General features: G+C 71.5%; 22 protein-coding genes and 1 pseudogene. 15 read left to right on the top strand and 8 right to left on the bottom strand.

The genetic code is table 11. The features are described from left to right. Positions 1-20 precede the first annotated feature (20 nt). On the top strand, positions 21-1,076 hold the full coding sequence (locus OHS71_RS05435) for an NAD-dependent epimerase/dehydratase family protein (RefSeq protein WP_328477347.1): 1,056 nt from the start codon (positions 21-23) through the stop codon (positions 1,074-1,076). 451 nt (positions 1,077-1,527) lie between these two features. Here the strand turns inward: OHS71_RS05435 and OHS71_RS05430 are convergent, their stop codons facing one another. Then, a complete protein-coding gene (locus OHS71_RS05430; RefSeq protein WP_328477345.1) occupies positions 1,528-2,541 on the bottom strand; it encodes an LLM class flavin-dependent oxidoreductase in 1,014 nt (337 codons plus the stop codon). A 223-nt stretch (positions 2,542-2,764) separates the two neighbouring features. Between OHS71_RS05430 and OHS71_RS05425 the strand changes: the two genes are divergently transcribed. Continuing rightward, the gene (locus OHS71_RS05425; protein ID WP_328477343.1) at positions 2,765-3,256 is read left to right on the top strand and encodes a phosphatase domain-containing protein; all 492 of its coding nucleotides are present in this window, start codon (positions 2,765-2,767) and stop codon (positions 3,254-3,256) included. A 104-nt stretch (positions 3,257-3,360) separates the two neighbouring features. Here OHS71_RS05425 and OHS71_RS05420 read toward each other — a convergent pair whose 3' ends face one another. Continuing rightward, positions 3,361-3,576, bottom strand: coding sequence for a dodecin (locus OHS71_RS05420; RefSeq protein ID WP_328477341.1), 216 nt, complete (start codon positions 3,574-3,576; stop codon positions 3,361-3,363). 371 nt (positions 3,577-3,947) lie between these two features. Between OHS71_RS05420 and OHS71_RS05415 the strand changes: the two genes are divergently transcribed. The 3 genes from OHS71_RS05415 to OHS71_RS05405 all read left to right on the top strand — a co-directional run bounded on the left by OHS71_RS05415 (position 3,948) and on the right by OHS71_RS05405 (position 7,210). Next, a complete protein-coding gene (locus tag OHS71_RS05415; RefSeq protein ID WP_328477339.1) occupies positions 3,948-5,300 on the top strand; it encodes a sugar transferase in 1,353 nt (450 codons plus the stop codon). A gap of 141 nt (positions 5,301-5,441) precedes the next feature. Next, positions 5,442-6,080: a putative colanic acid biosynthesis acetyltransferase gene (locus OHS71_RS05410; RefSeq protein WP_328477337.1), complete on the top strand. Its 639-nt coding sequence runs from the start codon at positions 5,442-5,444 to the stop codon at positions 6,078-6,080. Next, complete coding sequence (locus OHS71_RS05405) at positions 6,077-7,210, top strand: glycosyltransferase (RefSeq protein ID WP_328477335.1); 1,134 nt, start codon at positions 6,077-6,079, stop codon at positions 7,208-7,210. Before OHS71_RS05410 ends, OHS71_RS05405 begins: the two co-directional genes overlap by 4 nt. A 70-nt stretch (positions 7,211-7,280) precedes the next feature. Here the strand turns inward: OHS71_RS05405 and OHS71_RS05400 are convergent, their stop codons facing one another. Together OHS71_RS05400 and OHS71_RS05395 are read right to left on the bottom strand one after the other, a co-directional pair. Next, a complete protein-coding gene (locus OHS71_RS05400; protein WP_328477333.1) occupies positions 7,281-8,480 on the bottom strand; it encodes a glycosyltransferase family 4 protein in 1,200 nt (399 codons plus the stop codon). A gap of 31 nt (positions 8,481-8,511) precedes the next feature. After that, complete coding sequence (locus tag OHS71_RS05395) at positions 8,512-9,492, bottom strand: NAD-dependent epimerase/dehydratase family protein (protein WP_328477331.1); 981 nt, start codon at positions 9,490-9,492, stop codon at positions 8,512-8,514. A 268-nt stretch (positions 9,493-9,760) separates the two neighbouring features. Here OHS71_RS05395 and OHS71_RS05390 point away from each other — a divergent pair, with 268 nt between their 5' ends. The 5 genes and pseudogenes from OHS71_RS05390 (at position 9,761) to OHS71_RS05370 (ending at position 16,524) form a co-directional block, all read left to right on the top strand. Then, complete coding sequence (locus OHS71_RS05390; RefSeq protein ID WP_328477329.1) at positions 9,761-11,242, top strand: hypothetical protein; 1,482 nt, start codon at positions 9,761-9,763, stop codon at positions 11,240-11,242. Next, positions 11,239-12,807 carry a hypothetical protein gene (locus OHS71_RS05385; protein ID WP_328477327.1) on the top strand — a complete coding sequence of 523 codons (1,569 nt, stop codon included), beginning with the start codon at positions 11,239-11,241 and terminating at the stop codon, positions 12,805-12,807. Before OHS71_RS05390 ends, OHS71_RS05385 begins: the two co-directional genes overlap by 4 nt. Beyond that, entirely contained in the window at positions 12,804-14,348 is a 1,545-nt protein-coding gene (locus tag OHS71_RS05380) for an oligosaccharide flippase family protein (protein ID WP_328477325.1), read from the top strand. The genes OHS71_RS05385 and OHS71_RS05380 overlap by 4 nt, the downstream gene beginning before the upstream one ends. 60 nt (positions 14,349-14,408) lie before the next feature. After that, positions 14,409-16,046 carry a fibronectin type III domain-containing protein gene (locus OHS71_RS05375; RefSeq protein ID WP_328477324.1) on the top strand — a complete coding sequence of 546 codons (1,638 nt, stop codon included), beginning with the start codon at positions 14,409-14,411 and terminating at the stop codon, positions 16,044-16,046. Next, positions 16,043-16,524 (top strand): annotated as a pseudogene (locus OHS71_RS05370) (adenylyltransferase/cytidyltransferase family protein). The gene OHS71_RS05375 and the pseudogene OHS71_RS05370 overlap by 4 nt, the downstream one beginning before the upstream one ends. On the opposite strand, the gene OHS71_RS05365 reads toward OHS71_RS05370, so the two are convergent. Then, positions 16,481-17,194 carry a CDP-alcohol phosphatidyltransferase family protein gene (locus tag OHS71_RS05365; RefSeq protein WP_328477322.1) on the bottom strand — a complete coding sequence of 238 codons (714 nt, stop codon included), beginning with the start codon at positions 17,192-17,194 and terminating at the stop codon, positions 16,481-16,483. The pseudogene OHS71_RS05370 and the gene OHS71_RS05365 sit on opposite strands and share 44 nt — an antisense overlap. A gap of 62 nt (positions 17,195-17,256) precedes the next feature. On the opposite strand from OHS71_RS05365, the gene OHS71_RS05360 reads away from it, so the two are divergent. Then, positions 17,257-18,702 (top strand): glycosyl hydrolase family 28-related protein, encoded by a 1,446-nt coding sequence (locus tag OHS71_RS05360; RefSeq protein WP_328477320.1) that lies wholly within the window; start codon positions 17,257-17,259, stop codon positions 18,700-18,702. Positions 18,703-19,059: 357 nt separating this feature from the next. Next, positions 19,060-19,341, top strand: coding sequence for a hypothetical protein (locus OHS71_RS05355; protein ID WP_328477318.1), 282 nt, complete (start codon positions 19,060-19,062; stop codon positions 19,339-19,341). A gap of 133 nt (positions 19,342-19,474) precedes the next feature. Here OHS71_RS05355 and OHS71_RS05350 read toward each other — a convergent pair whose 3' ends face one another. Together OHS71_RS05350 and OHS71_RS05345 are read right to left on the bottom strand one after the other, a co-directional pair. After that, positions 19,475-19,939, bottom strand: a complete 465-nt coding sequence (locus OHS71_RS05350) for a cyclic nucleotide-binding domain-containing protein (protein WP_328477316.1) — start codon at positions 19,937-19,939, stop codon at positions 19,475-19,477. 110 nt (positions 19,940-20,049) lie between these two features. Then, positions 20,050-21,762 carry a SulP family inorganic anion transporter gene (locus OHS71_RS05345; protein WP_328477314.1) on the bottom strand — a complete coding sequence of 571 codons (1,713 nt, stop codon included), beginning with the start codon at positions 21,760-21,762 and terminating at the stop codon, positions 20,050-20,052. Between the two features lie 637 nt (positions 21,763-22,399). Here OHS71_RS05345 and OHS71_RS05340 point away from each other — a divergent pair. The 3 genes from OHS71_RS05340 (at position 22,400) to OHS71_RS05330 (ending at position 25,877) form a co-directional block, all read left to right on the top strand. After that, the gene (locus OHS71_RS05340; RefSeq protein WP_328477312.1) at positions 22,400-22,954 is read left to right on the top strand and encodes a flavodoxin domain-containing protein; all 555 of its coding nucleotides are present in this window, start codon (positions 22,400-22,402) and stop codon (positions 22,952-22,954) included. 386 nt (positions 22,955-23,340) lie between these two features. Further along, positions 23,341-23,511 (top strand): hypothetical protein, encoded by a 171-nt coding sequence (locus OHS71_RS05335; protein ID WP_328477310.1) that lies wholly within the window; start codon positions 23,341-23,343, stop codon positions 23,509-23,511. After that, positions 23,508-25,877 carry a glycoside hydrolase family 65 protein gene (locus OHS71_RS05330; protein WP_328477308.1) on the top strand — a complete coding sequence of 790 codons (2,370 nt, stop codon included), beginning with the start codon at positions 23,508-23,510 and terminating at the stop codon, positions 25,875-25,877. Before OHS71_RS05335 ends, OHS71_RS05330 begins: the two co-directional genes overlap by 4 nt. Positions 25,878-26,018: 141 nt before the next feature. Here the strand turns inward: OHS71_RS05330 and egtD are convergent, their stop codons facing one another. Continuing rightward, entirely contained in the window at positions 26,019-26,990 is a 972-nt protein-coding gene (egtD, locus tag OHS71_RS05325; RefSeq protein WP_328484400.1) for an L-histidine N(alpha)-methyltransferase, read from the bottom strand.

The raw sequence follows: 26,990 nt of genomic DNA, 5'->3' as shown, positions 1-26,990 counted from the left end.
GGTCTCTGAGGGGGGCGCGTGTGAACGGAAGCCAGGCCGGCCGGACGGCACTCGTGACGGGGGGCAGCGGCTTCCTGGCCGCCCATCTCGTACGGCAGCTCCTGGAGCGCGGTTACCACGTGCACGCCACCGTGCGCGGCACGACGGACACCGCCAGACTCCAGCCCCTGCGCGCCCTCGGGGAGGCACAGCCCGGCCGCCTCGACCTCTTCGAGGCGGACCTCCTGGAAGAGGGCTCCTTCGACGAGGCGATGAAGGGCTGCGCGGTGGTCTTCCATGTGGCCTCCCCCTTCCTCATGCCGGAGAAGATCAAGGACGGCCGACGGGACATGGTGGAGCCGGCCCTGACCGGCACCCGCAACGTCCTGGCGGCCATCGAGCGCACGGAGACCGTCCAACGCCTCGTGTTCACCTCGACGGTGGGCGCGATCTTCGGCGACTACGCCGACGTACGGAAGATGGACGACCACACCCTGTCGGAGAGGTACTTCAACACCACCAGCACCGTGGAGAACAACCCGTACCACTACGCCAAGACGGTGGCCGAGCGGGCCGCCTGGGAGGCGGAGGCCGCCCAGAGCCGCTGGCGCATGGTCTCCGTCAACCCCGGCCTCATCCTGGGCCCGTCCCTCACCCCCGCCTCGGACTCCGGCAGCCTGTTCCTCCTGGACGAACTCTTCAAGGGGTACTTCTTCTACGGCGCACCGGACTTCAGCTTCACCACGGCCGACGTACGGGACGTCGCGACGGCCCACATAGCGGCGGCGGAACGACCCGACGCCCAGGGCCGCTACATCGTCGCCGCACAGGAGATGACCTCCTTCCACCAGATGTCGCAGGCCCTGCTGAAGCATCATCCGAAGAACCGGCGGCTGCCCCGGACCGCCCTCCCGCACTGGCCGGTCCGTATCCTCGGCCCCGCCTTCGGCCTTTCCCAGGAGTACATCCGCAACCACCTCGGCATCCGCTTCAGGGTCGACAACCGCAGGAGCACCGAGGAACTGGGCCTCTCCTACCGCCCGATCGAGGAGACCCTGCTGGACCACTACCGGGTGTGGCGGGAGCAACGGGGCTAGGGCGTGTCTGACAATTCGCGTCGGATCAGCGCGTGGCGTCCGGTGCGGTGCATCGCAAGGCGGAGCATCGCCCGCGTACTGGATGTACTCGGGTGATGCGACAACGCGGCGTGGGGGCACCCCCGGCCGAAGGCTGGGGGAGTGCCGTGCCGGACGCCGCGCGCCCGGCGGGAATTGTCAGACACGCCCTGGGTCACCACGTCACGCGGGATGTCGCCGTCCACGTTCCGGAGATTGTGCTCGCGGGCTCCCTGACCCGGACGGGACCGTCCCGCGTGGACGGCTCGTCGCCGTACGGCTCGTCCGGGCTCGGCGTGGGGGAGACGCCGTACGGATCTTCGGCCGCGCGGCCGGTGCGGGGCGGGACAAACCCCGCAAGCCGATGCGCGAAGGCCGCCCACGCCCGGTGACGGGCCGGCCGGCCGGCTGGGGGCCGATCGGCGACGGGCCGTCAGCCGTCGCTCCGCTCGGCCTGCACGATGCCGGCCAGCCGGCGGTAGGAGTCCAGCAGCGCGGCGCGGTCGTAGGTGCTGGTGGTGACCAGGACCTCCTGCGCCCCCGTCTCCTTCAGCACGGTCTCCAGTTCCTGCGCGACCTGCTCCTCGGTGCCCGCGAGGTGGCCGGTGAGGCCGGACTCGTAGAAGCCGCGCTCCTTCGCGGTCATCGCGCGGGCCTGCGCCTCCTCGGCGGGAGGCAGCGGCGGGAAGGTGCCGTGGGTGCGCGAGTACGCCATCGACCAGGCCTCGGGGATCAGCAGCCGTCGTGCCGCCTCGGGCGTCCCTGCCACGGCGATCGTCCCGGAGACGACGACGTAGGGCTCCGGCGCCCAGGGCGAGGGCCGGAAACGGGCGCGGTAACGGTCGATGCCGCGCCGCATCCTCTCGCGGTCGCGGAGGTCGCCGATGACCATCGGCAGCCCCGCGCGGGCGGCGATGTCCGCGCCCTCGCCCATGGCCAGCACGAACGGCGGCACGGTCAGCCCGTTTGAGGGCCGCGCCCGCACCCCCGTGGGGGAGGTGCCGATGAACCAGCCGAGCAGCTCCTCGAGCTGCTCGGCGAAGTCGTCCGCGTCGTCCTTGCCCCTGCCCAGTGCCCTGCGCACGCCGTCGGTGAAGCCCACCGAGCGCCCCAGCCCCATGTCGACGCGCCCGGGGAAGAGGGACTCCAGGACGCCGAACTGCTCGGCCACCACCAGGGGCCGGTGGTTGGGCAGCATCACGCCGCCGGTGCCGACCCGGATCCGGTCCGTCGCGCCGGCCACGGCGGCGGCCAGCACGGTGGGCGCGGACCCGGCGACCCCCGGTACGCCGTGGTGCTCCGAGACCCAGAACCGGTGGTAGCCCAGCGCCTCCGCCTCCCGCGCCAGCAGCACGGTGTCCCGGAGCGCCTCGGCTCCGGTGTGCCCCTCGCGTGTGCGGGAGCGGTCGAGGACGGAGAAGCGGGCCGAGGCGATCACGGAGCTCATACAGGGTTCAACACCGCGGATCCCGCCGGATTCCGTACGGCGCGACGTCGTGTCCGGGGTCACCCGGTGTGCCGCCCCGGATCGGCCCCGGGGCGCAGCGGATCGCGCCCGTACGCCGTCACCACGACGCCGTTGCACGGATGCGCGGGCGGGCCGAGGGCGGGCTGCTGCGATGACGGGCTGAGATGACGGGCCCGAGGGCGCACTGTCTAGGGTGTATGGCGTGACCGACAGCACCAAGCGGCCCGTCGCCGTCTTCGACCTGGACAACACCCTCGCCGACACGGCGCACCGGCAGCGGTTCCTGGAGCGCAGGCCGCGCGACTGGGACGCGTTCTTCGCGGCCGCGCCGCAGGACCCGCCGCTCCCTCAGGGCGTGACGCTGGCGCTGGCCGCCGCCGAGGAGTGCGAGGTCGTCTACCTCACCGGCCGGCCCGAGCGCTGCCGGCGCGACACGCTGGAGTGGCTCGCCGCGCAGGGGCTGCCGAACGGGCGTGTGCACATGCGGCGCAACGACGACCGCCGGCCCGCCCGGCGCACCAAGCTGGAGATCCTTCGCGGGCTGGCCCGCGGCCGCGAGGTGCGCGTCCTGGTGGACGACGACGAGTTGGTGTGCGACGACGCGGAGCGGGCGGGCTTCACCGTCGTCCGGGCGCGCTGGGCCGCTTCCTCGGGTGAACTGAAGCAGGCGCAGGAGGGCGAGGGGCGTACCTGACAGGCCGTGGCCCGGCGGGCCCGAGGGGCGGCTTCACGGCCTCCGGGCCCGGGGGGCGTGGGCGGGGGTGCGGACCGGGCCCGACCCGGGGCCGGCGCTCGGTGTCAGTCCGACTCGTCCAGGCGGAAGCCGACCTTCAGTCCCACCTGCCAGTGCGCGATGTCGCCGTTCTCGATCTGTCCGCGCACCTGGGTCACCTCGAACCAGTCGAGGTTGCGCAGGGTCTGCGACGCGCGGGTGATGCCGTTGCGGATGGCGTCGTCGACGCCGTCCGGCGAGGTGCCGACGATCTCCGTGACCCGGTAGGTGTGGTTCGACATCGGGGTGCTCCTCTCGGCCATGACGGCCTCGTCACGTGTGTCACACGTCTCCACGGTGCCCCAAGCCGTGGCGGGGCGCGATACGTCGGGTCCTCGTTCCCCTGTTCGTGGGTCTTCCCGACAGCCGCGCATGGCGAGGGTTGAAAGTCTGATTTAGCTATCCATCTGATGATATAAGGATCACGTCAAGGGTGTGGCTGTGCGTCTGTGGTCCATGCGGCTGCGCCCGTGAACTGCGATTTGGGGGTTCGAAAGAGACCATGCGGCGGTTCAGAATCGCGATGTCCCGACAGGCGCCGATCCCCGTGGCGCGCCATCCCCTCCACCGTCAGGAAAGGCGCACTCTCTGGTATTACCCGCTCTCCGTATGCGTGGACCTGTTCGCCGCGGCCCTGCCCGTGGCGGCGACGATCGTGAAAGTCCATGAACCCCACCCGTTGCGCCTGGCGGCCGCCGCGGCCCTGCTGTGGCCGCTCATCGGCGTGGTCAGCAAGCGTTACACCCCCCTGGCCTGGGGCGACGGGGGCGTTCTGCGGGCGGTGATGCGGGACTGGTTCGTCCTGGTCGGCGCCCTGGCGACGCTCCGCGTGGTCTGCGGACTGGGCAGTGTTCCCGCTGAGGCCTTCACCGCGCTCATCCCCGCCCTGATCCTCACGGCGGTCTGCCAGACGATGATCCACCGTCATCTGCTGGCCGCCCGCCGCAACGCCCGCGCCCTGCGCCATGTGCTGGTCGTCGGCGAGGCCTCGGCACTCGACGCGGTGGTCGAGCAACTCGCCCAGCGCACCGACCACGAGTACGTCATCGTCGGAGCCTGTCCGGTGGGCGACGGCGAGGTGCGTTCCGGGGTGCCGGTGTGCGTGACGCTGCCCTGCGACGAGCCCGAGACGGACGCCGCCGCCGTGCTGGGCGCGGCCGACGAACTCGCGGCCGACCTGGTCTTCGTGGCACCGGGCCCGTACATGTCCGGCGAGCGGATCCGCCGGCTGTCCTGGGCGCTGTACGAAGGGGGCCGCTCGCTGATGGTGCTGCCCGGCATCATCGACGTGGCACGCCGACGGGTGCGGCTGACCTCGGCGGCCGGCCTCACCCTGCTGGACATCGCACCACCGTTGCAGCGCGGTGTGCACACGCTGGTCAAAGCCGTCGTCGACCGGGTGGGAGCCCTGGCGCTGATCGTCCTGCTCTCGCCGCTGCTGCTCCTGCTGGCGCTGGCCGTGCCGCTCGGCTCACCCGGCCCGGTCCTCTACCGCCAGACCAGGGTCGGCCGGCACCTCAGGTCGTTCGCCATGTGGAAGTTCCGCACGATGGTGGTCGACGCGGACCGCCTCAAGAGCGCGCTGAAGGAGGAGAACGAGAACGACGGGCACATGTTCAAGATGCGCCAGGACCCCCGGGTCACCCCTGTGGGGCGCATCCTGCGCCGTTACTCGCTCGACGAACTGCCCCAGTTGTTCAACATCCTGTTCGGTCACATGTCCCTGGTCGGCCCGCGTCCCCCTCTGCCGGAGGAGGTCGCCGGGTACAACGGGACCGAGATGCGCCGGCTGCACGTCAAACCGGGCCTGACCGGGTTGTGGCAGGTGAGCGGACGGTCCGACCTGTCCTGGCGGGAAACGGTCGCGCTCGACCTGCGCTATGTCGACAACTGGTCGCTGTCCGGCGACCTGAGCGTCATGGCCCGCACCCTTCGCGCGGTGCTGGACGGTCAGGGCGCCTACTGAGGAGGGGTGTGGCCCCTCGGGGCCACATCCTCCATCCGGGCCGGTGTGCGGCCAACACGCGGTGATCGCGGGCGATCCGTCCCCTGGGGCGTGAAGGATCCCGGACGTGGACGTCTTGGGCTCCTCGGAAGGGACACCGTCATGGCACACACCACAGCCGCACAGCATCCGTCCGCACGGACGCCGGCCATACAGGCCCCGTCGGCACCGACCCCCGGCGCACGGCGATCCCTGCGCGGGTTCACCGGTGCCGGATACGACAAGGGACGCCCCCTGCTCGTCCAGGCGGCCTGGTACGCCGCTCTCCATCTGCTGTTCGTCAAGTGGTGGTTCCCGGCCCGCCTGCGGCCGGTGCTGCTGCGCGCGTTCGGCGCCCGCATCGGACAGCGGGTGCTGATCAGGCGCGGGGTGCGCGTCCACTGGCCGTGGAAACTGGACGTCGGCGACGACGTCTGGATCGGCGAGGACGCCTGGATCCTCAACCTCGAACCCGTCACCATCGGCAGCGACTCCTGCCTCTCGCAGAGCGCCCTGCTGTGCACGGGCAGCCATCGTCGTCGTTCGGCCACCTTCGAGTTCGACAACGGCCCCATCCGTCTGGAGCCGGGCAGCTGGGTCGCCGCCCGCGCGGTCGTGCTGCGCGGGGTCACCGTCGGCCGGGGCGCCGTGGTGGGCGCCTGCGCCGTCGCGCACCACGATCTCGCGCCGGATTCGGTCCTCACCACGGGTGGCCCGTCGACGACGGCTGCGCCCGCATCCGCGAAAGGAGCCACGGCGTGAGACTGGTCCATGTGGTCACGCTCGTCAGCGACGACGGGGCCTTCGGAGGTCCGACGAGTGTGGCCGTCGCCCAGCTTGAGGAGTGCGCCGCGCGCGGTCACGACGTGACGCTCGTGGCGCTGTGGCGTGGCAGGGAACGGGCCGCGGAACGCATCGGAGGCGTCCGTTTCGTCTCCCGCCCGGCTCGGCGCCTCGTTCCGGGCCGGGGGTGCCTCGGACTCATGAACCCCCGGCTGCTGGTGGATCTGTGGCGGGCCATGGGGCGCGCCGACACGGTTCACCTTCATGCGGGACGCGACCTCGTCTCCCTCGCCGGGCTCGTCGTCGCCCGTCTGCGCCGCAAGGAGTTCGTCACCCAGACGCACGGGATGGTCGAGCCCCGCACCGGTGCCGTGGCGCGTGTCTTCGACCGTCTGTACGTGCCCCTGCTGCGCCGGGCGCGCTGCTGCCTGGTGCTCACCGAGCGGGAGCGGCGGGCACTGACCGAGGTGCTGGGCCCCGACGGGCCCCCGCTGGTGTTTTTGTCCAACGGGCTGCGCGTGTCCGCCGACGGAGCGGGCGCGCGTCCGCGCGACGAACGGGAGGTGATCTTCCTCGCCCGGCTGCATCCGCGCAAGAGGCCCGAGGCCTTCGTCGAGATGGCGGCCCTGGTCCACAAGGAGATCCCCGAGGCGAGGTTCACGCTCTACGGGGCTGACGAAGGGTCACTGGCCGCGGTGAACCGGCTGGTCGCCGACCGGGGCGTGGACGAGGAGGTCTCCTACGGCGGGGCGCTGGAGCACGCCGCGGCACTCGAGGCCTATCGCAAGGCCGCCGTGTACGTCCTGCCGAGCGTGGACGAGCCGTTCCCGATGACGGTCCTCGAAGCGCTTGCCGAGGGAACTCCGGTCGTGTGCACGGACAGCAGCGGCATCGCGGCCGAACTGGCGCGCCGGGAGGCGGCACTGGTCACCGACGGCAGTCCGCAGGCCCTGGCCGACGCGGTGGCCCGGCTGCTCGTCGACGAGGCGCTGCGCCGCCGGCTGGCCGACGCCGGCCGGCGTGCGATCGACGAGGTCTTCTCCATCCGCGCGGTCGTGGACCGGCTCGAGGACGTCTACCGGGAAGGTCCGGGGCAGGCCGCGACCTGAGACGCCGCGGCCGCCGGCCGCCTCGGATCCGCCTCACCCGGGGTGAGGCCGAGGCGACCGGCGGCCCGGTTCAGCGCGCCGAACCGCGGCTCACCGCACGGAGGATGTCCTCGAAGCGTGCGGCGCAGTCCTCCAGGGCGAACTCCCGCTCGGCCAGGGCCCGGCTCTCCTTGCCCAGGGACTCGGCGTGCGCCGGGTCGGCCAGGACCTCCTGAGCCCAGGCGGAGGCGTCGTCGAGCGAGGACTCCAGCGGTGGGAAGACCGCCGACCCCGCCTGCCGGAGCAACTGCGCGGCCAGGTTGTCCGAGGGCAGCAGGCCGAGCACGGGGCGCCCGGCGCACAGATACGACAGCGTCTTGGACGGGACCGAGAACTCACCCGCGTCCGCCGCCAGCAGAACGACGAGCAGATCGCCCGTGCCCAGCACCTCGGGCAGCCGCTCGTAGGGCTGGAAGGGCAGCAGGGTCAGCTCGATGCCCGCGTCGGCCGCCGCCCGTCTGAGGACGGGCACGGCCGGACCGTCGTTGACGACGACGAGCCGCACCGGAGCGCCCCGGTCGCGCAGCCGCTCCGCCAGCCGCACCAGCAGGACCGGGTTGTGCTTCAGGCCCAGGGTGCCGGAGTACAGCACGGTCCGTACACCGGTCAGCCCGTGCTCGTCCGACCAGGCGTTGTCCCGGGGCACCGGGACGATCTCGTCCAGGGGCGCCCAGTTGGGAATGACCGTGACCTTGCCGGCGGTGCCCCACTGCCGGTGCACCCGTACGAAGGACTCGGCGATCACCACGATGGCCGAGGCCCGGCGCGCCGACCACTTCTCGCCCGCCTCGAAGACCTTGGCCGCCACGCCCATCGCCTTGGCGACGTCGGCGGCGGCGAAGGTCTTGAGCGCGACGGCGGTGACGTCCTGATGCCACAGCACCCATGGGATGCGCAGCCGCCGCAGAACGGCGGTCGTCACGACCAGCGTCGGGATGGGCATGTTGGACAGCATCACCACATCGGGCTTCTCCCGCCGTACCTGCCGGGCCAGTTCGAAGCCCAGCAGTGTCTCCTGGCGGAGCCGGTGGAAGTACGCCTCCTTCCTGAGCGCCGTGCCGTCCCCGATGGTGACGAAGCGCAGGCCGGCCGTGTCCGAGGTGAGGTCGCCCTTGCCGGAGACGTAGGCCGTGCACGTCGAGTGGACGATGTCGTGACCGCGGCGGGCCAGCTCCCGGCTCAGCTGGACCTGGAACGGGTGACCGCTGTAGTCGTGGACGAGGATCCTCATCGGCTCTCCCTGCCCTGGTGTTCGATGGGCCTCACGAGTGGGAGAACTTGACCTGGTCGTAGACCCAGGCGTAGGTCTTCTCCAGACCGTCGACCAGGGCGATCGACGGTTCCCAGCCGTGGATCTGCCGGATCAGGGTGTTGTCGGAGTTGCGGCCACGCACGCCCTGCGGAGCGTCGAGCAGGTAGGTGCGCTCGCAGCGGACACCCGCGATCTGCTCCACGATGTCGACGAGTTGGTTGATGGTGACCAGCTCCGACGATCCGAGGTTGACCGGTTCGCCACTGTCCCCGTTCATGATCATCTGGCTGCCCTGGAGGCAGTCGTCGATGTACATGAAGGAACGGCTCTGCCGGCCGTCGCCCCAGATCTCGATCCGGTGGTCGCCGGAGAGGACCGCCTCGGCCACCTTGCGGGAGACGGCGGCCGGCGCCTTTTCCCGTCCGCCGGTCCAGGTGCCGTGCGGACCGTACACGTTGTGGTAGCGGGCGACGCGGGTGACGAACCCGTGGTCCTCGCTGTAGTGGCGGCACATGCGCTCGGAGAAGAGCTTCTCCCAGCCGTAGCCGTCCTCCGGCTGCGCCGGATAGGCGTCCTGCTCCCTGAGCGCCGTGACGTCCGCGTCGGTCTGGCGGTCGGCGGCGTACACGCAGGCGGACGAGGAGTAGAAGTAGCGCTCCACTCCGGCCTCGTGCGCGGCCTGGAGCATGTGGGTGCTGGTGAGCACGGACATCATGCAGGCGGCCTTGTTGTTCTCGATGAAGCCCATGCCGCCCATGTCGGCGGCGAGCATGTACACCTGGCGGGCGCCCCGGACACCCGCGCGGGCGTTCTCCAGGAGCGACAGGTCGGCGATCACGTTCTCGGCGTCCTGGTGGACCTGGTACCACTCGTGGCGGGGCTTGACGTCGATGGAGCGGACCGTCAGCCCCTGGGCAAGAAGGTCGCCCACGAGATGACCACCGATGAATCCCCCACCGCCGGCGACGACGACGTCGACCTGCTTGCTCATGGCGCAACTCCTCTGCTTATCCGGCGATCTGATGTGCGGTCAGTGAGACCCGCGCCAGTAAGCAAGCACGTTTGTCATGATTTATGGTGATTGACGCGCCGCCCGGTCCTGCGCGTCACCCGATGGCTTCGTCGTGGGGAGATTTGGCACGGACTCAATGTGTAGAGGTTGATGATTTGTGCGCGCCAAGCCGGATTCCGAGGATATGAGCGCTATATATCGTTCAGTGATGTTTCACCCTAAATACTCGCTCGGCAGAGGGGTCGGGATGCAGGACCTTCGCGTCCGCAGTGTGACTGGGGTCTTCCTCTGGGCCGTGACGCTGACCGTCCTGCTGCCCGGGCTGATCCTCCAGTCGCGCGGCGTGCACATGTCGGCCGCACTGGCTCTGCAAGGTGTCGTCGTGGCCCACGCCGGCGGTGCGCTCTCCCGGGTGCTCACCGCCCGCACGCTGCGCTTCGTCGCCCTCGGATTCTGGGTCTTCGCCTACATCTGGCTCGGTCTGGCACCCCTGGCCATGCTCGCCGCCGACGCCTACCCCTGGCCCTATCGGACCGGTGAGGGGACCGCGCTCGGAGCGGCGGCGGTCATCGAACTAGGACTCCTGGCCTACAGCGCCGGCACGGCCTTCGCCGCCCGTCGCGAGCACACCCTCGCCACCCGCGAGGGCACCGCCCGGCCGGGGCTCGTGGAACGCCTGCTCTCCCGCCGTCTCGCGCCCTGGCGCCTGCTGGCGCTCTGCGCGGTCGCTCTCGCTCTCGCGGTGCTGGTGATCTCGGGCCAGCCAGGGCGGCTGGGCGCGTACTTCACCAGCCGTCAGGCCATCACCGAGACCGGCGCCGCGGACGCCTCCCTGCGGTCCCTGGTCACCTGGTCGCTGTCGGTGCCCGCGTTCTGGGCCCTGCTGGGTCTGCTGCGCGTACGGCTCCTGCCCGGCGGCGACCGGTGGCTGCGCGGGGTCCGCTGGCTCCTCCTGCCCGTGCTCGTCGCGCTCAACGTCGTCGTCAACAACCCCATCAGCAAGCCGAGGTTCTGGGCCGGCATGGTCCTGCTGACGCTGCTGTTCACGATTCCTCTGCTGCGCCGGCCGCGTGCCTTCCGCGCCATGGCGGCAGCCCTCGTCGCGGCGCTGCTGGTCCTCTTCCCCTACAGCGACTACTTCCGCTACAGCGACCGGGAGGAGCTCGCCGTCGTCTCCCTGGCCTACCAGTTCACCAGCAACGGCGACTTCGACGCCTTCCAGCAACTGGAGACCGGGCTCGACTACGCACGGGACAACGGATTCTCGCCCGAGGGCGTACTGGGCCCGCCGCTGTTCATGGTGCCGCGCTCCATGTGGCCGGAGAAGCCCGAGGACACCGGCATCACCCTGGCCCGGTTCGCGGGATACGACTTCCACAACCTTTCCGCGCCGCTGTGGATCGAGAGTTACCTGTGGGCGGGCCCCTTCGCGGTGATCCTCGTGTTCTGTCTGCTGGGCGCGGCCGGACGGCGTGCGGACGACGTCTGCCACCGGTTGCGCGAGCAACCGGGCACCCTCGCGGCCCTCCTCGTTCCGGCCTTCGCCTTCTACCAGATGGTCTTCCTGCGCGGCAGCCTGCTCGCCATCGCGGGCCCGCTGACGCTCCTGGTGGCCATTCCGCTGCTGATCAGCACCCCCACGGCCCGGCCGTTCCGGTTCCCCTCAACGGCCATGCCGACCGCACCCACCCGTCACGCATCGATCCCCGGAACAGGAGGGCACCCGTGACCGGACCCATCCACTTCGACGACCGGTACGACGAGCCGGACCAACTACGCGACCAATTGCGCCGGCTCCTGCGCCACCGCGTCCTCATCGCACTAGGACTCCTCCTGGGAGTGCTGAGCGGGCTGGCCCTCGCCCAGCAGCGCGCCCACACCTACACCTCCACCAGTGAAGCCCTCGTGCGCTCCACCGCCGACCCGTTCGGCGCGGTGGGCGTCAGCGCCGACAACCAGGTCAGCATGACCACCGAGATGCAGATCGCGGGCAGCGCGGCCGTCGCCCTGCGCGCGGCACGCCTCATGGGACAGCCCGACACCCGGGCCGCCGGCCTCGGGGCCCGGGTGCGGGTCACCAATCCGCAGAAGTCCCAGGTGCTCCGCTTCGAGTTCACCGCCGGCACCCCCCAGCGGGCGGCGCGTGGCGCCAACGCCTTCGCCGAGGCCTATCTCGGCGACCGCAAGAGCCGTAACGAGGCCGCCGTGCAGCGGGCCACGCGCGCCCTCGACCAGCAGATCTCCGTCCTCAACCAGCAGCTGGCGGGCGACCAGCTGGCCGCCAAGTCCGCCGCGCAGAACCAGCTCTACACCTTGCAGAAGCGCGTTCTGGACATCCGGTCCCGCGACACCGACGCCGGTGACGTCGTCCGCAGGGCCGTGCCGCCCGCCCTGCCGGTGGGACCCGGTCTGCGCACCCTGCTCGCCCTCGGGCTGGTCTGCGGTCTCCTCCTCGGCATCGTGATGGCCTGGGTGCGCTCGTCCCTGGACACCCGCATCCGGTCGGTCGGCGAGGCGCAGACCGCCATGGGCGCACCGGTGCTCGGCATGCTGCCGAGGGAAGGCGGATCGGGTGACGATCTGCTGAGGGTCGGCCGAACGGAGGGCCTGCGTGCCGAGGCCTACCGTGCGATGGCCTTCCGGCTGCGGCAGATCGCCGGACCGTCCGGCCTCGGCCGGGTGCTCGTCGTGGCTCCCCGCCAAGCCGCCGCCGCCGAGGAGGTCGCCGCCAACCTGGCGGCCGCGCTCGCCGACGACGGGGACGAGGTGCTGCTCGTGGACGCCGCCCCCGACACCTCCGACCTCGCCACCCGCATGCCGCTGATGCCCTACGAGGCCCCCACCCTGGAGGAGGCGTTCCTCCCGGCCGGGAGCGTCCTCGTCGACGCCGACGTCACCGGCCGGTTCGCCTTCTCCTCGAGCGGAGCCTACGGAGCGCACACCCGTGCGGCCCACCGGGCACTGCCCGACGGCGGCTCGTCCACCGTCGTGGTCACCGGACCCTTCATCGACAACGCCGACGCCCTGGTGGTCGCCCAGCGGGTCGACGGCATCGTCGTCGTCGCCGACCTGGGCGGCACCCGGCGCGACGACCTCCGACAGGTGCAGGAGCTGATCGGCTGCGCCGGCGGACGCCTGCTCGGGACCGTGCTCGACGCCGGACGCCCGCGCCGGCGTCTCGCCGTCCCCCGCATGCTGCGCCGTCGCCGGCAGTACGGGCCCGCCTCGTACACGGACTCGTCGACCATGGACCTCCCCGTTCAGGACGGCACGCTCACGGTCTCCCGCCGGTGACGGCATCCGAAGCGACCGCTCCGCCCCGCGCAGGGGCCGCCCCGGCCCCGAGCGGGGTGGCCGCGGCCGCGCGGGGCGGGTGGTGGGGCATGGCGGGCTCCGTCGCGAACGCCGTCTTCTCGTTCCTTCTCGTCGGCCTGATCACCCGGGCCGTCGGCGCCCAGGGGGCGGGAGCGATCTTCACGGGCGTCGCCCTGTTCACCATCGCCGGCAGCGCCTGCAAGCTCGGCGCGGACACCGGGCTCGTCCGCTTCGTTCCGCGCGACCTCGCCGTCAACGACGGCCGCTCGGTCGACGCACTGCTGCGCACGGCCGTCCTGCCGGCCACGCTGGCCGGCACCGCGGCCGCCGTGCCCCTGCTGATCTTCCCCGCGGTGGCCACCACACTGCTGCCGCACCTGCCGCCCGCCGACGCCGTGGCCCTGGTGCGGATCTTCGGATCCTTCCTGCCCGTCGCCACCGCCGGCGCCGTTCTGCTGGGCGCCACCCGGGGATACGGCACGGTGGTGCCGTTCGTCGGCGTGGAGCAGATCGGCAAACCGGTCCTGCGGGTGCTGATCGCGATCCCCGTCGCCTGCTATGTGCCCGGAGTGCTGTCGCTGGCCGCGGCCTGGGTGCTGCCCACCCTGGCGGGTTCCCTGGCCGCCTGGTTCGCCCTGCGCCGCTGCCGCGCAGGCCGCGACGCCGTGCCCTCCACCGGGCATGAACCCGTGCCCTGGCGTACCTTCTGGAGCTTCGCCGCGCCCCGCGCGGTCTCCTCCGTCTTCGACATCGGCGCGGTCTGGGTCGGTGTCGTCCTGCTGTCGGTCCTGGCCACGTCGGGCGAGGCGGGGGTGTACACCGCCGTCGCGCGCGTCGTCACCGCGGGCACCCTCGTCCAACTCGCCGTCCGGCTCGCCGTCGCACCGGAGCTCAGCCGTCTGCTCGCCGTCGGCGAGACCGCCGGCGCGCAGGGCCTGCACCGCGTCTCGACCTGCTGGGTCGTGCTCTTCTCCTGGCCGCTGTTCGTCCTCGTGGCCGGGTTCCCGACGACGGTCCTGTCCGTGTTCGGACCGGAGTTCGCCGAGGGCGCGCCCGCCCTGGTGGTGCTGTGCGTCGCCTCGATGGCCAACGTCGCGGTCGGCAACGCCCAGACGGTGCTCCTCATGTCCGGCAGGAGTTCCTGGCATCTGGCGGTCACGACGGTGGCGTTCACCGTGCAGCTGACCGTCGGCGTACTCGCGGTTCCGGCCTGGGGCGTGCTCGGCGCCGCCGTTTCCTGGGGCGCGGCCATGGTCGTGGAGAACCTCGCGGCGGCCGTGGTCGTCCGGCTGTGCCTCGGCTTCACGACCGTGGACCGCGGCTACCGCAGCGCCCTCGGCGTCGGGCTGCTCGCCTCGGTGGTGCCGGCGGTCGTCCACGTGAGGATGGGTGACACTCCGTCAGGACTCGCCGTGGGAATGGCCTTGGGGGTGTGTGTATTTAGTACTAGTTTGTGGAGATATCGGGCGTCGCTGAGCCTGGATGAGCTGGTCGGAGTGCTGCGTCGCCGCGCTGCGTGAGCTCCCAGGCGGCGCCTCTCCGCTCGTACCACTCACACCACTGCGATCCCGGGGTTTGCCTTGCGCCTGAGAAAGCTTCGTACGAAATCGGTCACGAGGACCGCCGTCGCGGCCCTCGTCTGCACCACGGCCCTGCTCGACGCCTCCCAGGCCGTGGCCGCCGGGGGTGACCCAGGAACCCTCGCCGCCGACGCGCTGTCCACCTGGCAGACGGACGGCATCGTCTGGTCGCTGGCCGCCGCGAACGGCGTCGTCTACGTCGGCGGCTCCTTCGACTCGATCCGTCCACCGGGCGCCGCGCGCGGCCAGGGCCAGGTGGCGCGTCACAACTTCGCCGCGTTCGACGCCGCCACCGGCAAACTCCTGCCGTGCGCCCCGTCGTTCACGGGCCTCGGCCACACGGTGCGCGCCATGAAGGCCTCCCCCGACGGGCGGGTCCTCTACGTCGGCGGCTCCTTCGACCGCGCCGCATCCGCCCCCGTGGCCAACATGGCCGCTGTCGACACCGCGGGCTGCTCGGTGCGCAAGGAGTTCCATCCAGGGGTGTCCGCCACGGTCCGGGCCATCGAGGCGACGGGCGGCGTGGTGTACCTGGGAGGTGACTTCGGCCGGGTGGCCGGCCAGGTCAGGAGCCGTATCGCCGCGGTCGACACCAAGGGCGCGCTGCTGCCGTTCAAGGCGGACATCGACCAGCCGGTGCGTGCCCTGTCGGCCGCACCGTCGCACGGCCGGCTCTTCGTCGGAGGCGACTTCGAGACGGTCAACGGACGGCCGGCGCGCTCACTGGTCGCGCTGAACCCCACCAGCGGCGCGACGGTGCTCTCCTACCCGGGCTGGTTCCCCTCCCAGTCCTCGGTGAAGACCATCGCACGCGACGACAGCCGCTTCTTCGTCGGCGCCGAGGGCCACGGGCCGGGCATCTACGACGGCCGTATCGCCGGCCGGCTCGCCAACGGAACCATGGTCTGGAAGGACACCTGCTTCGGGGCGACCCAGGCGGTGGTCCCCTTCAAGGGCGTCCTCTACAGCGCCTCGCACGCGCACAACTGCAACGAGACGCCCGGCGGGTTCCCCGACAGGGGAGACCGCCAGCACCTCCTCGCCCAGTCCGTCACGGACCGGAGGATCCTGCACTGGTTCCCCGACACCAACGGCGGACTCGGCGAAGAGGTGGGTCCCCGCGCCCTGGTGGTGTCGAAGGGCGTCCTGTGGGTGGGCGGCGAGTTCACTCAGGTCAACGAGCAACCGCAGCAGGGACTCACCCGCTTCGGGAGCCGCGACACCGGAGCCCCGAAGGTTCCCGGCCTGTCCCTGTCCTCCGCGACGGCCGACAAGGTCACCCTCGCCTGGCGCGCCACCTGGGACCGGGACGACGCGTCACTGACGTACCGGATCTACCGGGACGGCAAGCTCGTGGCACGCCAGACCAAGCGGTCCACGTACTGGAACCTTCCGAAGATGACCTACACCGACCCGGTGCGCCCCGGTTCCCGGCACAGCTACCGCATCGAGGTGACGGACGGGACGAACACCTCGGCCAAGTCCCGCGCCCTGGACGTGACCGTGCCGAAGAAGCCCGCGACGCGGGCGGCGGGTGACGCGGCGAACCGGCCGTCGAACGCCCCGGAGCGGGGCACGGCCGACCACGGGGCCGCACCGTCCGAGGCCCCCGGACACGTCACGGGTGAGGCGCGATGACACGCATCGGCTTCGCTCCGGGGGTCTACGACCTGTTCCACGTCGGACACCTCAACATCCTGCGGGAAGCACGTCGGCACTGCGACCGGCTCGTGGCGGGGGTGACCTCCGACGCCTTGGTCAGTCATCTGAAGGGCCGGCCCCCGATCGTCCCGCTCGCCGAGCGCCTGGACATCGTCCGCAGCGTGCGTTACGTGGACGAGGCCGTGGTGGAGTGGGACGTCGACAAGCTGAAGACGTGGGAGCGGGTCAACTTCGACGTCATCTTCAAAGGCGACGACTGGCGGGGAACGCCCAAGTGGGAGGAGTTCGAGCGCCGCTTCGCACGGGTCGGCGTCGAGGTCGTCTACTTCCCGTACACCCCGCACACCTCCAGCACCGTGCTGCGCGGAGCTCTGCAACTGCTCTCCGCGCAGCCTTCGCCGGAGATCCGCTCAGCTCAACTCCCGGTACCACTTCACCAGGAAGGCGGCCATGAACAGCACGTGGGCCACCAGCAGCGTGCAGTACAACGCGAGGAAGAGGTCCTGGCTCCCCAGGAATAGGAAGCTGAGGCAGGTCAGGCCGTAGTCGACCGGCAGCAGCAGCACGGACCGAAGGGCCGGGGCCGGGGCGGGGGCCGACCCGGCCCGGGCGTCGCCCGGCGCCGGCCGCTTGAGCTTCTCCGTCAGGATTCCGGCGAAGAAGATCACCACGGCCGCGAGCTGGAAGAGCATCGGCGCCAGCAGAAAGGCCCGGCTGGGCAGCGCGAAGAACCGGTAGAACGACACCAGCACCACCAGGTGGAGGGTGACGATCTTCGCGCAGTCCAGGACGTGGTCGAGCCACTCACCCGACGGGCTGCCGGAGCGCTGACTCCGCGCCAGTTGACCGTCCGCGGCGTCCAGCGCGAACCCCACGGCCAACGACGCGGCAATGCAGAGCGACGTCGTCGGCCCCGGCGGCAGCAGGGCCACCGTGACCAGTGCCGGAAAGGTGAACGCGGCCCCGAGGACGGTCAACTGGTTCGGTGTCGCCCCCACCCGGAAGGCCAGAGCGGCCAGGAGCCGGCCGGCCGGCCGGTTGACGAACCGGGTGTAGAGCGACGTCCCCTTCGCGGGCTTCTGTGCTGCGGACAGCTGTCTGAGCGTTTCGGCGAACTCGGTCATTTTCTCCCACAATGCAAGAAATCGCTGGAAAGAAGGCAATTATGGCAGAGCGAGAAGGTGGGATGTCTCGTGTCAGCCGTCGGCACATTCTGCGTGGCGGACTGACGGTGCTGGCCGCCACGGCCTTGACCGGCCACAGCGCGTCCGCCGCCGTGGCGACGGGAGGGGGCCTCGCGGGACCGGTCGGCGCCGAGGGGCCCTGGCGGGACCGCTCGTCCGCCGACCTGCTGGCGCGCGTGATCAACGTGGCCGACCTCGGAGCGGTCGGCGACGGACGCGTCGACGACAGTGCGGCGTTCGAGCTCGCCTACGCGCTCGCCGCCGCCCGGATCTTCCGCGGGGTCGGGCGCACCGTGATCGAGATCCCGGCCGGCGAGTACCTCATCACGCGTCCGAACGCGCTGCTGAACGGCGTCGCCCCACTGCGGTCGGCCAACGGCCTGCGCTTCTCCGGAGCCGGCAAGCGCATGACCACGCTGATCTTCCGCCCGGCCCAGGGCCCGGGCTCCTACCTCTGCCGCAACGAGGACATCTGGTCGAACATCTCCTTCGAGCGGATGCAGTTCCGGTCGGCCACGCCGGGCGCCTCCTTCTTCACCTCCTACTCCACGGGGCAGGCGCAGGACTACCGGTTCTCGGAGTGCGAGTGGATGGGGGAGTGGGAGTACGGGCTGGCCCTGGACGGCACCGACACCAACTCCGAGATGCAGTGGGACGCGTGCCGGGTCGGCGGAAGCTACCGCCGTGCGTTCCTGTACTCGGGGGTCACCGGACACGGGCAGGACCCCAACGAGCAGGACCAGTTCCTCAACTACTGGTTCACCGACATGAAGGTCGAGTACGAGTGGGGCAACTTCCTCGAATTCCCCTATGGCGGATCGATCGCCTGCCGGGGCGGCTCGTACATCATCACCGGCACACGCCCGGAGAGCACCGAGGAATACGGCACCACCAGCACCTTCTTCCGCTTTCCCGTCGCCCAGCACCACGACTCGGTGCAGCGGTTCCACGCCCAGGACATCCGGTTCGAGGTGCGCAACCCCGACGCGCGGATCATCGACTGCGTCTGGAAGAGCGGCACGGTCCACTTCAGTGACTGCGACGACACCGGCGTCGCCTTCAAGGACTTCGCCACCGAACTCCGGGCGCACCGCTACACGGTGGGACCGAGAGGCCCTCTGATCCGCTATGACTCCTGTCAGTTGGTCGGCCGCCACGAGTACCGGACCGCCGAACCGGAGGAGTCACTCCCGGCCGTCGCCCGCTACGACATGTGCCTGCTGCGCAGTCACGACGCGAAGGGGTTCGTGGTCGCCGAAGGGATCGACCAGCGTGATTTCGTCAGCTTCGTCGACTGCCTGGAGGAGCCGGGAGCCGACGCCCCGCCCCCGCCCGCGCCGGCGCCGCCCGGCGGTCCGGCGACGACCGCGACCCCGCCGACCGCCGATCCGGCTGCCGTCCCCCCTGCGAACCCGTCGCCTCCCCTCGCGGCAGCGGCCGGCAGGTGACGGGCCGCCCGAGGCCGTTCGCGAACTCACCCAGCGGGCCCATTCCACACCATGGGTGGGCGGCGAACGCGAGACGTGGGTGATCGATCCGGGTCGAAAGTCTCACCGGCCGCCGCATCGCGCCCGCCGGTCAGTAGGCGGCCGGGGGACGGGCAGCGCAGAGCGGCCCCTTTCCACCGTGCCGCCGACTCGCGAGGAAGTGCCGGTGAGCCGGTGGACACCTTCCGGCGAGCGGGCTCGGCCCCGGTCCAGAACGTGCCGAAGGCATCCCCGCGATGTGGAGCCGATCGCGTACGGCTTCCCGAACCGTCGGTCGGTCGGGATGCGAGGCGGTTCCCCCCGTTGGATGGTGGAGTCATGAACCACCACATGCAGTCCCATCGGATGATCGACATCGACACCAGGCTCGTCAGGATCGGCGCCGTGCTCACCGCGGCCGGCGCCGTGGTGGCATGGGCCGGCATGGCTGTCGGGGCCTCGGCTCTGTTCGCGGCAGGGCGGCGCATGATCCGTGACATGGACGTGCCCCCGTCCCAGCAGGCGGCCGCGAAGTGGCAGCAGGCCAAGGAGGCGTCCCGGGCGGGTATGCACGCGTGGCATTCCGCGTCCGACGCCCAGAACGGGTCGCTCGCCCGTTAGTGCGGCGGAGCCTCTCCGCCCGCCGGGTCCCCGGCCCGGTCAGGCGACATCACGGCTCCCGGCGCCCGCTGCGGACGGACCCGCCCGCAGCGGGCGCCGGGTGTGCGCTCCTTCGTCCGTTGTCAGGGCGGGGTCAGAGGGTGCTGCCCGCGCCGTAGGGGGCGTACAGGTCCAGAAGGCGGGTCCTGGCCGAGCGGAGACGGTGGGCGACTATCTCGCCCACCCACCGGGTGACGTCGTTGCCCAGGGCCGGGTCCTCCTGGCACAGGGAGCGGACCGCCGTCGCGTCGAACTCGTAGGCCCGCACCGGGGTGATCGCCTCGGCGCCCAGATGCCAGTTGTGCGGGGTGAACAGCCAGGACCAGCCGATCAGCTCGTTGTGCCCGAGGTTCTCGATGACGGCCGCCCGGCGGCCCGGCACATGCATGTCCAGGTCGACGCTGCCGGTGCGGATGATCCAGAAGCGGTCGGCTCGCTGGCCCTCCTCGAAGAGGCGCGTCCCCTGGGGGATGGATACCTCCCGGGCCAGACGCATGAGCCGCCGGCGGTGCTCGGCGGACAGTGAGCGCAGCATGCTGGGGGTGAGGGACGCGTTCATGGCATGCCTCCCGGCGTGGTGTACGGACTTTCAGGACCAGCGTGGGCCGGGCCCTGCGGCCCGGCCATGGGCCACCTGGTCCAACGGCCGGACCGTTCGGCACCGGTCCGTCACCGCTCGCCGTCCCATTTCCGGTACGCGGCAACCGCGGTGGGCAGCGTGGGGAAGACCAGGCCCTCGCCCACGGAGTCCGTCAGACCGTACGCGTCGAGGTCGTCGCGCAGGTCCTGCTTCACCCTGGCGAGGGCGAACACGATGCCCCGGCGGACGAGTTCGCGGCGCAGCTCGTCGACGGCGTCCAGCGCGGTGATGTCGACCTCGACGTTGGCCTCGGTGTTGAGAACGAACCAGCGGACGGGCTCGCGCTGGTCGTCGACGGCGGCCAGTGCCCGGCGGCGGAAGTCCTCCGCGTTGGCGAAGAACAGCGGTGAGTCGTAGCGGTAGACGAGCAGGCCCGGGATGGTGCGGGCCTGCGGGTAGTCGTCCACGTCGTGCATGCCCGCCACCCCCGGCACCAGACCCTCGACCGCGTCGTGCGGGCGTGCCACGCGCGTCAGGAGTTCGGCCACCGACAGACCCACGGCGACGATCACCCCGTACAGGATGTCCAGGGCGAGGACCCCGGCAAGACAGCCGAAGGACAGGAGCAGCTCGCGGCGCCGGAAGGAGGCCAGCCGGCGGAACCCGGCGAGGTCGATCATGCGGACCGCGGCGTACACGACGAGCGTCCCGAGCACGGCGGACGGGGTGCGGCTGAGGAACGGGCTGAGGAAGAGCAGAACGGCGAGCACCACCGCTCCGGCGACCAGGGAGTACGCCTGACTGCGGGCGCCGGCCGAAGACGCGAGGGCCGTACGGCTGGCACTGCTGCTCACCGGGAAGCCGTGCAGGACCCCGGCGCCCAGATTGGCCGCCCCCAGGGCGAGGAACTCCTGGTTCGCGTCGAGCCCGGGGCCCGGGTCGTCGGGGTCCGTGAACGCCCGTGCGGTCAGGATGAAGTCCGTGTAGGCGACCAGGAGCACGCCCAGGGCGGGCAGGACGAGGTCAGGCAGTTCGCCCAGGTCCGGCAGGGCCACGCCGGGCAGACCGGACGGCACCTCTCCGATGACCTTCAGGCCGTAGCGACCGTCGAGATCGAAGACCGCCACGGCCGTGGTGCCGAGGACGACGGCGAGCAGCGGGCCGGGCACGGCGCGCAGGTAGTGGGACACCAGGAAGAGGAACGTGAGCGTGGCCGCCGAGAAGACCACCGTGGCCGGGTGCGCCTGCGGAAGGTGCGTGAGGAAGGACCACAACTGGGGGAAGAACTCCGAGCCGGCCGTCCGCACCCCGGTGAGTTTGGCCAGCTGGTCCACCATCATGATCAGCGCCACCCCGGCGAGATAGCCGATCAGGACGGGCCGGGACAGCAGGTCCGCGAGGAAGCCCAGCCGCACCGCCCGCGCCAGCAGGCACAGCAGGCCCACCGTGACGGCGAGGGCCGCCGCCAGTGATGCGTACCGTTGCGGGGAGCCGGCCGCGAGCGGCGCGACCACGGCTGCGGTCATCAGGGCCGTCGTGGACTCGGGCCCCACCGAGAGCAGGCGCGAGGAGCCGAACAGGGCGTACAGGCCGAGGGCCGGCAGGATCGCCCACAGCCCGGCGACCGGCGGCAGACCGGCCACGCCCGCGTACGCCATGACCTGCGGCACGAGATACGCGGCCACCGTCCCGCCCGCGAGAAGGTCGCCCGCGAGCCAGGAACGCCGGTAGCCGAGGAGGGCCGCGAGGCCGGGCGCGAGCCGCCGCCACCCCGGGACCGGTCCGAGCGAGACCTGGGACATCCGCCGCCTTCCGTCGTCTGACCTCATGATCCACCGATGCGTGGTCGGGAGCGAGGCCTGCGGCGCCCGCGCGCGTGCCCACCGCACCGCGGCGAACCCAACGCCCCCTGCACACAGAGCCGTTCGCCCCGGCGGTGGCGGACCTTCCGAAGCCGGCGCCGGCTCACCGGCCGAGGGCTTGCGCAGCGGCGTCGCCGTCGCTGCGAGGGAGTCGACCCGCCACGGCCGGACAGGCGCCGGCTCGGCCGCGCACGGGACCACCACCCTCTGTTCTCCGGCGGGCCCGGACCGGTCGCGGACGACCGACCGGTGCGGACGGGGCGCTACGCCGGGCCGGCGGGGCCGGCCGGCCACCGGGGGAGGGCCGTTCGGCCGCCGAGGGGAGGGCCGGTCGGCCCGTGTCCGCCCCCGTACAGCCCTGTGCACGCACGTCGCTCCGCCGGACCATCGAAGTGACCAGAGCCATGGAGAAGACCTGCGAGAGCGTCACCGCCACGACCCGCCAAACCGACGGTGCGGTCGACGTGGCCGGTGAGCTCACCTACCGGCTGGACGACGCTCGCCTGCGTCGATGAGCGGGCGGTGCACGGCGTGGCCGACGACTGGCTGCGCCGCCTGTGAGAGGAGGCGGACGACCATGACCGACACCGTGTTGGTCACCTACGGAACGACGAACGGGTCCACGGCGGAGATCGCCGAAGCCGTCGCCGACGTCCTGCGCAAGGGCGGCCTGACCGTCGAGTCCTGTCCGGCCCGCTCCGTGCGGAGCGTCGCGCGCTACGACGCCGTCGTGGTCGGAGGCGCGCTCTACGCCGGGCGCTGGCACAAGGAAGCGCGGCGGTTCGTCCGCCGGCACCGCACCGAGCTGGCCGAGCGCCCGGTGTGGTTCTTCAGCAGCGGACCGCTCGACGCCTCCGCCTCCGAGCGGGACATCCCACCCGTGCGGGGTGTACGCCATGCCATGACACGGCTGGACGTCCGGGAGCACGTCACCTTCGGCGGGCGCCTGGAGGAGGGCGCCGAGGGACGGGTCGCCGGGATGATCCTCCGTGCCGGAAAGGGCGGTGACTTCCGCGACTTCGGCGCGATCGAGACCTGGGCGAAGGGCGTCGCCGAGGCCTTGACGAGGCGTTCGGCGGAGCCGGAGCGTGCTGGTGCGCGGCCGGGCGCGCACGGTGACGGCTCCCGGTGAGGAGCAGCGGCTCGCGAGACACATGGAGAGCACGCCGGGGGCCCGCGCGAGCCGTGGGTGCGCGTCGGACCGCCCGTCTCGGGGGGCGCCGGACCGGGGTCCGAACCGGGCCCTTCTCGGGGCGGTCGGGGACCGACGGCGGATCGACGGTCTTCGGCCTCGGACCCGGGACGGCGGTCGGGAGGCGGGCCTGCGGGCCCGCGCGGTACGGGGGGTGGGCGAGGCGGCCCAGGTGCTGGCCCTTCGCCCCCGGCAGCACCGGGTGTGCCGGCCGGACGACGGCCGGGCTCCCGGCGGCCGGCCCGGACACGGTCGTGGCCCCGTCCCGGTGGCGGTCCTGCCGCGGACGGTGTGAACGTGGTAGTCGGCCACCCGGAGGGAGAGCCATGGCCGCGACCCGACCCTGTGGCGCGCTCGCCGCCGAGCTGCGGGACGCCTCGGCGGTCCCGGGCGACACCGGCAAAGTGGTCACCGACCCGGCGCGGGTGCACGGCGCCCCGGGGACCGCCCCGGTGGACGACCTCGCGGACCTGTTCGACGAGGGGGTGCGGCGGTGACGGGCTGGACCTGGGAGTACGACGGCTACGAACCGGCTCAGGAGCGCCTGCGGGAGTCGCTGTGCACGCTGGGCAACGGCTACTTCGCCACCCGTGGGGCGCTGCCGGAGTGCGCCGCCGACGACGTGCACTATCCCGGGACCTATGTGGCCGGTTGCTACGACCGGCTCACCACGGACGTGGCCGGGCGCCGGGTGGAGAACGAGGACATGGTCAACGTCGTGAACTGGTTGCCCCTCCGGTTCCGCCCCGCCGGGCAGCAATGGCTCACGCCCGACACGGCGGACGTGCTCGATCACCGGCAGGTCCTGCACCTGGCCTCAGGGCTCCTGGAACGCCGCACACGGTACGCGCTCGGCGAGGACCGGGTGCTCGCGGTGCGGCAGCAACGGCTCGTGCACATGGCCGACCCCCATCTGGCGGCCCTGCGCACCGAGTTCACGGCCGAGGGATTCGCGGGGGACCTCGAGGTGGAGGCGGTGCTGGACGGTGGGGTCTCCAACGCCGGGGTGGCCCGCTACCAGGACCTGGACGGCCGCCATCTCACACGGCTGCACACCGGCTCGGCGCATCCGGGCACGGTGTGGCTGCGCTGCCGGACCCGCACCTCCGACATCCGCATCGGCATGGCGTCCCGGTTGACCGCCGACGCCCCGGTCGCCGACCGGCACGAGGCGGCGCGCGTCGCTCAACGCATGCGGCTGCGCCTGCTTCCCGGCCGTCCCTCCACGGTCGACAAGACCGTCGCCCTGCACACCTCCCGCGACCCCGCCATCAGCGACCCGCTGGACGCCGCGATCGACCGGGTGAGCGCGGCGCCGCCCTACGACGAACTGCTCGAAGGGCATCTGACGGCCTGGGACCAGCTGTGGCGGCGGGCCGAACTGGACGTTCCCGGCGAAGCGGGCCAGGTCCTGCGGCTGCACCTCTTCCACGTCCTGCAAACGCTGTCACCGCACACAGCGGACCTGGACGTCGGTGTCCCCGCCCGGGGACTGCACGGCGAGGCCTACCGCGGCCACGTCTTCTGGGACGAGCTGTTCGTGCTCCCCTACCTCGTCCTGCACTTCCCGGAGATCTCCCGCGCCCTGCTCCGCTATCGTCACCGCCGCCTGGACCGCGCCTGTGCCGCCGCCCGCGCCGTCGGCCGCCGGGGGGCGATGTACCCGTGGCAGAGCGGCAGCGACGGACGTGAGGAGACGCAGCAGTTCCACCTCAACCCCCGCTCGGGGCACTGGCTGCCCGACCACTCACGTCTCCAGCGGCACGTCGGCTCGGCGGTCGCGTACAACGTGTGGCGGTACTGCGAGGCCAGCGGTGACGCCGAGTTCCTGCACACCAAGGGCGCTGAGATGCTGCTCCAGATCGCCCGCTTCTGGGCCGACTCGGCCACCTGGGACGAGCAGCTGGGCCGGCACCGCATCCGGGGCGTGATGGGCCCCGACGAGTACCACGACGCGTATCCGGGCGCGCGGCGGCCCGGCCTTGACGACAACGCCTACACCAACGTCATGGCCGCCTGGGTGCTCACCCGCGGTTCCGAGGTGCTGCGGACCCTGCCGGAACCGCGGCGGCGCGAACTCGCGGAGCGTACGGGCCTGGACGACGGCGAACTCGAACAGTGGGAGGACGTCTCCCGCACCCTCCACATACCCTTCCACGACGGTGTCATCAGCCAGTTCGAGGGCTACGGCGATCTCGCGGAACTGGACTGGGACGGCTACCGCGAGCGGTACGGCGACATCCGGCGCCTGGACCGGATCCTGGAGGCGGAGGGCGACACCGTCAACCGCTACAAGGCGTCCAAACAGGCCGACGTGCTGATGCTCGGCTACCTGTTCCCGCCGGCCGAACTCCGCGAACTCTTCGACCGGTTGGGCCATCGGCTCGACGACGACTCCTGGCGCCGGACGGTCGACCACTACTTCCGCCGCACCAGCCACGGTTCCACTCTCAGCGGCCTGGTCCACGGCTGGGTCCTGGCCCGGGCGAGGTGGGCGGAGGCGTGGACGTACTGCCAGGAAGCCCTGCTCGGCGACGTCGCCGATCTTCAGGGCGGTACCACGGGCGAGGGCATCCACCTGGGCGCGATGGCCGGCACGCTCGACCTCGTCCAGCGCGGACTGCCCGGACTGGAGACCCGCGCGGGCGCGCTGTGGCTGGATCCGGTGCCCCTGCCCGAGCTGTCGGCCTACGGGTTCTCCCTGCACTACCGAGGGCACTGGGGCGTTCGGCTGCGTCTCGAACGCGGTCGGCTGGAAGTGACGGTGCCGCCCTCCGACCGTTCACCGATCGAGATCAGGCTGCCGGGCCGTACGGTCCGCGTGCGACCGGGAGAGAGCCGCCGGCTGCTCCTCCCGGACTGACGGCGATTCAGGGGGTGGCGTTCCACCGGTGGCCCGTACTCCGCCGGCGGATCCTGGTACTCCGGTCGGGAACCGGAGTACCAGGATCACGAGCCGTGTACCGACTGCCCGCCCTGTGCCACGTCGGGCAGTCGGATCTGCCTAGGGAGCAGCCGCGAGGACGACCGCGAAGTCGGCGTCGGGATCGGTCCACATCTGGTCGATCTTCAGGCCCGCGGCGGCCAGTTCCGCCCGCAGCCCGTCCGTGGTGAATTTCGCGCTGCGTTCGGTGATCCACTCTTCGTCACGGTCGAAATGCACCGTGAGGCCGAGCCGCCGGATCTCCACGTCCTGATCGGCGAGGCTGCGCAGCCTCATCTCGATGTGCTGTTCCTCGCTGTTCCACACCGCCCGATGCTCGAAGGCATCGGGTTCGAAATCGGCGTCCAGTTCACGGTTGAGGACGTACAGGAGATTCTTGTCGAACGCTGCGGTGACGCCTTCGCCGTCGTCGTAGGCGGCGATCATCTCCTCCGTGTCCTTGACCAGGTCGGCGCCGAGCAGCAGGAAGTCCTCCGGGCGCATGATGCTGCGGAGTTTCCGCAGAAAGGGGACGCGCGCGGGTCGGCGGAAGTTCCCGAGGGTGCTGCCGATGAAGGCCAGCAACCGCGGTTCGTCCGACGGGAGTTCGGGCAGTACCAGAGGAGCCGTGAAGTCGGCGCGGAGGGCGTGGAGTACGAGTCCCGGATACTCCTGTGCGAGTTGGGCGCCGGCCTGGTGCAGGGCGTCCTCGCTGACATCGACGGGGACGTAGTGCAGGCCCGCCGGGCCGAGGGCCTCCAGGATCAGCTTCGTCTTCGTGCTGCTGCCCGAGCCGAGTTCCACGAGACTGCGGGCCCGCGTCCGCTCGGCGATGTCGCGGGCATGGAGCTGGAACAACCCGAGTTCCGCACGCCACAGCGGGTATTCCTTGAGCTGGGTGATCTCCTCGAACAGTTCGCTGCCCCGGGCGTCGTAGAACCAGGTGGGCGCCGTGGACTTCGGAGTACGTGTCAGGCCGTCTCGGATGTCGGCGCGCAGCGCCCTGGCGTAATGCTCGGCGTCCAGGGTGTCGGTGTAGCCGTAGGTGCGGAT

Origin of the sequence: Streptomyces sp. NBC_00377 (assembly GCF_036075115.1) — a bacterium.
In the GTDB taxonomy this organism is placed as follows: Bacteria; Actinomycetota; Actinomycetes; order Streptomycetales; family Streptomycetaceae; genus Streptomyces.
This window is presented reverse-complemented; position numbering and strand designations above follow the sequence as displayed.